Source organism: Luteibacter sp., assembly GCF_051958795.1.
Taxonomy (GTDB): Bacteria; Pseudomonadota; Gammaproteobacteria; order Xanthomonadales; family Rhodanobacteraceae; genus Luteibacter.
In genome coordinates, this window is record NZ_JBQCFT010000382.1 from 1 (window position 1) to 6,367 (window position 6,367).

General features: G+C 66.5%; 4 protein-coding genes. 2 read left to right on the top strand and 2 right to left on the bottom strand.

The window, feature by feature from the left end; genetic code table 11:
- The coding region (locus ACTHLF_RS20310) for a LysM peptidoglycan-binding domain-containing protein (protein ID WP_440329901.1) at positions 1–255 on the top strand (255 nt) is incomplete at its 5' end.
- A gap of 12 nt (positions 256–267) precedes the next feature.
- Here ACTHLF_RS20310 and ACTHLF_RS20315 read toward each other — a convergent pair.
- Together ACTHLF_RS20315 and asd are read right to left on the bottom strand one after the other, a co-directional pair.
- Positions 268–711, bottom strand: a complete 444-nt coding sequence (locus tag ACTHLF_RS20315) for a hypothetical protein (RefSeq protein WP_440329903.1) — start codon at positions 709–711, stop codon at positions 268–270.
- A gap of 139 nt (positions 712–850) precedes the next feature.
- Positions 851–1,696 carry an archaetidylserine decarboxylase gene (asd, locus tag ACTHLF_RS20320; RefSeq protein ID WP_440329905.1) on the bottom strand — a complete coding sequence of 282 codons (846 nt, stop codon included), beginning with the start codon at positions 1,694–1,696 and terminating at the stop codon, positions 851–853.
- 271 nt (positions 1,697–1,967) lie between these two features.
- Here asd and ACTHLF_RS20325 point away from each other — a divergent pair.
- The coding region (locus ACTHLF_RS20325; protein WP_440329907.1) for a beta strand repeat-containing protein at positions 1,968–6,367 on the top strand (4,400 nt) is incomplete at its 3' end.

Sequence of the window (6,367 nt, forward strand, 5' to 3'; positions counted from 1 at the left end):
GCCACTTCGGCCGCGCTGGCCAGCGGTGGCGCGAACGGCCCCAATGGCCCGGGCCCGCAGTACCAGTACGGCAGCGGCTCGTCAGCGAAATCGTCGGGCGGGGCGAAGAGCTATACGGTGCGCAAGGGCGACACGCTCGTCAGCATCGCCCGCAAGAGCAGCTGCGCCGATGTGGAAGACATCGCGAAGATGAATGGCCTCAAGGGCCATGCACTCAAGGTGGGGCAGGCGCTGAAGGTGCCGGTCTGCCGCTGAGCGGCAGATGGCTCAGGCCAGCGCCGACGGCTCCATCCACTCGGTGCTGAAGTCACGGCGGTCCGGGGTGGAGAGTTCCTTGATCTGGCGCATCAGGCGCAGCACCTGGCGATGGAGTTCTTCCATGCCCGGGCGGCGCGAATCCAGGGTCTCGTGGTAGACCGAAGCAATCCACAGTGCCACGCCGCGGGTGGCGATCAGCGGGTTGTCCGAGCGGGCCTTGCCGAGGCCCAGGTCAGGGCCGTGGCCGTAGGTGCTGTAGCGCTCTTCGGGCGGCGTGCCATACAGGTGCGGGAAGTCACATCCGGCGGCCTGCTCCATCTCACGGCGAACCAGCTGTTGCAGATCCGCATGGGTGCGGATGGGCAGGGCGAGCACCACACGTTCGATATCCGCCAGCTGGCGGCGAAGGCGGATTTCGCGGTTCACGGCGATGAGATGAGTGACCAGACGCATGACGGCTTCCCCTATACGGCACTGCGTGTCTGGACGCCGGCTGTTGCCCCCGAGGCGTCCGAGGGTTAGGAGCATACCGTGGTGTTGCGTCAAATGTAAGACGTTTTCGTCACAATGTGACGCGTAGGGTCAACCGCTTTTACGCGCCGCCCGCCCAGCGCCCGAGCCGCTGGCCAACCATAACGTGTTGTTGCGGCTCAAGATTGTCCAGTTCGTAGCCTTCCGGCAGCAGCAGGATCACCGTCGAGCCCATGTTGAAGCGGGCCATTTCGGCAAAACGTTCAAGCTTGACGCCGCGGGTCCGGCAGTCCGTGCGGATGATGTCCGAGGCGTAAGGCGGGATGGCCAGGCCATCCCAAACCGTCGCCACGCTGGACACCAGGATCGCGCCGACCATCACCGACACGAACGGGCCATGCGCGCCGTTGAAGCTGCAGACGAGGCGTTCGTTGCGGGCGAACAGGCGGGGAATGGCTTCCACCGCGAAGGGCGCGACGCTGAAGATCCGGCCCGGCACATGGGTCGTTCCGGTGAGCTCGCCTTCGAGCGGCATGTGCACGCGGTGGTAATCGCGTGGCGAGAGGTAGATCGTCGCGAAGCTGCCGTTGCGGAACGGCGCGGCCGCCTCCTCGCTGCCAAGCAGTTCGGCCGCCGTGTACTCCTGGCCCTTGGCCTGGAAGATCCGGCCATCGCGGATGCGCCCCGACTGGCTGATGCGGCCATCGGCCGGGCACAGGATCGCCTGCGGATCCGGGTCGGCGACGCGCGCGCCGGGCTTGAGCTTGCGGGTGAAGAAGGCATTGAAGTGCGGGTAGGCCAGCGGATCGGGCTGGGCCGCCTGCGCCATGTCCACGTTGTAGTTCCGCACGATCGTCTCGATCAGGAAGTTCTTCCATGGCGTCCATTCCCAGCGCGTCGCCTGGTAGACGATGCGTGAGAGGAAGCGGTGCGGGAGGATGTACTGCAACAGGACGCTTGGTTTCATCGCGGGGAGTATAGGGGACTCGGGCCGATGCACCAGCACCCCTGGGGCGGCCCCGGAAGCGATGCCTGCACATTTCCTTCATCCGCGTGAATCTATAGACCGTCCCGGAGGCGAGCCGCAACGGAAACGTGCGGTCCGCCGCTCTGCACGGAAGGGCCGGAGGCCTGGGGGTGGGAGCGGAGGAAGGGGGCCTTTCGCAGTACCCGGGTGTCGTTTTGCCTGTACGTGCGCTACGCCGCTCCGGACGGCGGCGCTAACGGGGTAAAACAACATGACAACCTGTGATGCGCTTTCACGCCGCCCCGTTTCGGGCGGTGCACGACGTGCCGTGCTTGCCGCCGCTATTGCCGCCGCGCTGCTTGGGGCATGGCCTTCGGCCCGCGGACAGTCGGTGACCCTCGGACCTTACGATCCCACGATCAACGACCAGCAGGTCGGCAACACCGTCGTCGCCGCGGGCGCGACGGTCACGCTGACAGGACCCCAGCAATTCATGGCAGGCCAGCCGGGTGGCGTGGATACCACGCTGCAGGCGCTGAGCGACCTGAATCGCCTTATCTCTGGCCAGCAATGGATCGGTGCGCCACGACTTAACCCCGGAAGCGCGAACCTGGGCGTGACCTACAAGGATCCGATCACCGGTACCAACCGGGTTGCCTCGGTCTACAACAACAATAACCTTTTCGCTCTCGCACCCGTCGGCTACGCCACGCCCGTGCCTGACGTGGTCAACGTCGGCAGCAACCAGTACATCAACATGCGCGTCGGCGAAGTGACTTCCGGCGGCGGCACGTTGAACATCGACTTCGGCGGCGGCGCCAATAGCCAGGCCTCGACCAATGCGGTGACGATTGCGGCGAAGCAGACCAACATGTTCTACGCCGACGGGACTGGCGGCGCGGCGAGCAACCTTGCCTGGCAAGGACAGAACCGAATCACGTTCAACGGTGACGTCGGCGATCCCTCGCAGCCGCGCAGCTACGGCGTTACGTTCGTCTCGCATTTCGGCCAGACCTTCAGCACGACCATCGGCGGGGTCACGACCTCGCATACGGTCACCAACGATGCGCAGCTGCGCGACTACAACAGCTTCCTCATCGGTGAAATCCAGGCGGGGCGCCTCGACCCGGCCCAGTACGTGACGTACTTCGCGCTCGGCTACACCTCGACCACCGAGCAGATTACCTACGGCATCACCGCCGACAGCCCGCCCGACGACGTCGCGCAGCCGATCGGCGAACGCATCGTCATGCGCCTCGTCGGCGCAAATGCCCACGGCACGATAGACCCGGGCGGCGTGCTGGAGGTGGTGAACGCCAACGGTGGCGCCGTGCGAGCGGACAGCGGCGCATCGTTCGTGAACAACGGCACGCTCGCCACGCAACACAGCAGCGGCGATGGTTCGGTTCTGGTCCTGACGACGGGAAGCCAGGGCGCGAATGCGGGCGTCATCAACGGTAACTTCTTCCAGAATGCCGATGGCGGCATCTCCAGCGGCGCGTTCGGTGCCAACATCATCGATGTGCAGTCGAGCAGTAGTTTCAACAACACTGCCAACGGCATCATCAACCTCGCCCTGGGCACGACGAATGGCGCGGGCAAGTCCACGGGCATCCGCGTGGGGGCCGGCGCGACCGCCACCAACAATGGCACGGTTAACGTCGGCGTCACCGGCTCGCGCTCGAACGGATCGGCGGATGGCGTTTACATGAACGATCCCACGGGCACCTTCACGAACGGCGCCGGCGGGACCATCTATATCGGTCGCGGCCCGCAATACACGCCCGGTGCGGCCGCCGCCGACGTCGGCCTGAACCAGGGAACGATCACCACCGGCATCAACGTGCCCACGGCGGCCACCGTGAGCAATCTGGGAATGATCACGATCGGCACGCTCACCCAGAATGCGGCGGCCATCCTCGTCACGGCACCCGCGGCGAACGTGAACAACTCAGGCACGATCAATATCACCGGGCGCGCAGCCGCGGTGCCGCGCGAGAACATCGGGATTTCCGTCATGAATGCCGGTGCGACCGGCAATATCACGAATACTGGCACGATCAACGTCACCGGCGTGAACGGTACGGCGCTGAAGGCGGTGTCGACCGCCGGCACGCCATCCCTTATCCATTCCACCGGCACGATCAATGTCGCGGGCGGCGCGGACCCGGCGAGCGGCACGCGCAACTATGGCGTGTGGGTCGAGGGGCAGGGCAGTGCCACCGCGACAGGCGATATCCAGGGCCCGGTGAACCTGAGTGGCGACGGCGCGATCGGCATCCATGCACGCGGACGTGCGACGGTGAACGTGGCGGCGGGTTCCGCTCCCACGTTCAGCGGCGGCAGCAAGCAGATCGGTTTCTTCGCCTTCGGCGACAACGCGAAGATCAACGTCGGCGCTGGCGCCGTCCTCGATGTATCGACGCCACAATCGACACTGTTCCGGCTCGATAGCGGCGCCGATTTCGACGGCACCGGCCTGACCGTCAGCGTGTCTGGCGCGCAGGCGACGGGCGTGCTGGGCTCGGGCGCCGGCTCGGTACTGAATACACGCAACGCGATCATCAACGTGCCCGGCGCCGGTGCGCAGGGTGTCGTGGCCGAAGGCGGTGCGACCGCCACCATCGATGCGGCGACCACCATGTCGCTCACGGGCGCGGGCGCGATCGCCGGCTTAGCCGACGGGCAGAAACACGACCTTACCGGCGGAGCGACCGGCAGTGTCGCCGCCGCGACCCGGGTGACCAGCCTGGCCACGCTGAACTCGTCCAGCGCCGGCGTCACCGGCCTCGTCGTGCGCAACAAGGCGAACCTGGTGAATAACGGTTCGATCAACTTCACGGGAAGCAACACCACCGGCCTCGTTGCGGAGACCGGCGGCGTCGCCACGAACAATGGCGCAGTGACGCTGGGCGGACCTGAAGCCAACGGCGCCATCCTGCGAACGGGCGGATCGCTCGCCAACAACGGCAGCATCGTGGTGGCGAACGGCACCGGCGTACGCGTCGAAGGTGCCGGCACCACCCTCAACCCGGCAGGCACGATCACGGTGAACGACGGCCATGCCGGCGTATGGCTGCTAGCGGGCGCCAGCCTCACGCTCGGTGCCGGCGACTCGGCGATTACCACGCAGGGTGCCGCACACGGCGTGCTTGTGGACACGGGAGCCGGTCCGCTGATGGCGAACGGCACGACGATCACGACACTCGGCACGGGGAACGCGATCGAGAACGCGGCAGAGAGCGGCGCGATCACCCTCACTGGCGTCACGCTGCATTCGGGCGATGGCGCCGGCCTGCGCACCGCCACCGCCATCGATCCCGCCTCCACGGCCACGTTCGAGGTCGATGGCGCGGGAGTCGGTTATGCATTTCGTCGCGCGGATGGCTCGCTCGCCTCGGGTGACCTGAACGTAGGTGCCGGTTTTGTCATCCACGGTAACGCGGCAGGGAGCAAGGGCATCCAGGCGCTCACGAGCGGCGCCGTGACGACCTCGGGAAGCGTATCGATCCTCGATGCAGCCGGTGGGTCCGCCCTGATCGCAGGCACGGCGTCGTCCGTGGCCAACAGCGGCAGCCTCGTTTCAGCCAGCACGGTCGCGCCCGTGGTCGATCTTTCGAACGGCACCGGCACGTCGCTATCCAACACCGGATCCATTCGTGCGGCCTCGGCATCGGCGACGGCGATCCAGGGCAGCGCGGGTGCGGATGCGATCACCCACAGCGCGGGCGACATCGTCGGTGAAGTCAGGACAGGCGAGGGCGGCGACACGTTCGACTGGACGGGCGGAACACTGCTGGGTGGCCTGACGATGGGTGCGGCTGGCAACACGGCAACGCTTGGCGCGGTGGATACATCGTCCACCTATCACCTGCTTGCGGGCGCCGGTGGTGGCAACACGCTCGATTTCATCGGCACGCAGGCCCGTGGCGGGACCTTCGACGTCGATACGCTCACGAAGGGCATCAACCTGACAGGATGGAACACGTTCAACCTCCTCCAGGGGGCCGCCTTCACCCTCACCGACAAACTCGTGCTCGCCGGCAGCGACGTCACCATCGATGCGTCGTCCACACTGTATGCGGGCGACAACGTCCACCCGGTGATCTCCGCGGTGACGCCCGGCGGCGTCAATGTCGCCAACGCCGGCACCATCGACCTCACGAACGGTGCAGGTTCACCGGGCAACAGCCTGACCATCGATGGGAACTACACCGGTGACAACGGCACGCTGAAGCTCGTCTCAACCCTGGATGCCGGCGGCGCGCTGGCCGCGCAGTCGACCGATCGCCTCCTGGTCGAAGGCAACGCCAGTGGCCAGACGGTGCTGGACATCACGCCTGGCGCCCTCAGCACGGGCGAACTGACCGACCTCAATCGCGATGGTTACGTGGGCCCGGCCGAGGGTATTTCCGTCGTGCAGGTGGCAGGCAACGCCGACGGTGGCGCGTTCCGGCTCAACGGCGGTTATCTCGCCTTTGGTGCGTACCAGTATGGCCTGTACGCGTTCCAGCCCGGCTCGAGCGATGCATCGCAGCGGCTCGTCACGGGCTCGACGTCCGGCAGCGCGTTCTGGGATTACCGGCTGGCCAACGTGCTGGTGTGCAACGGCCCGTGCCCGGCGCCGACGTCGGTATCCCCGGCGCCCACGCCGCCGCCCGGCGAAGCGTA

Coding starts and splice junctions, on each gene's coding strand:
- ACTHLF_RS20315 (WP_440329903.1), bottom strand. CDS start 711: ATGCGTCTGGTCACTCATCTCATCGCCGTGAACCGCGAAATCCGCCTT.
- asd (WP_440329905.1), bottom strand. CDS start 1,696: ATGAAACCAAGCGTCCTGTTGCAGTACATCCTCCCGCACCGCTTCCTC.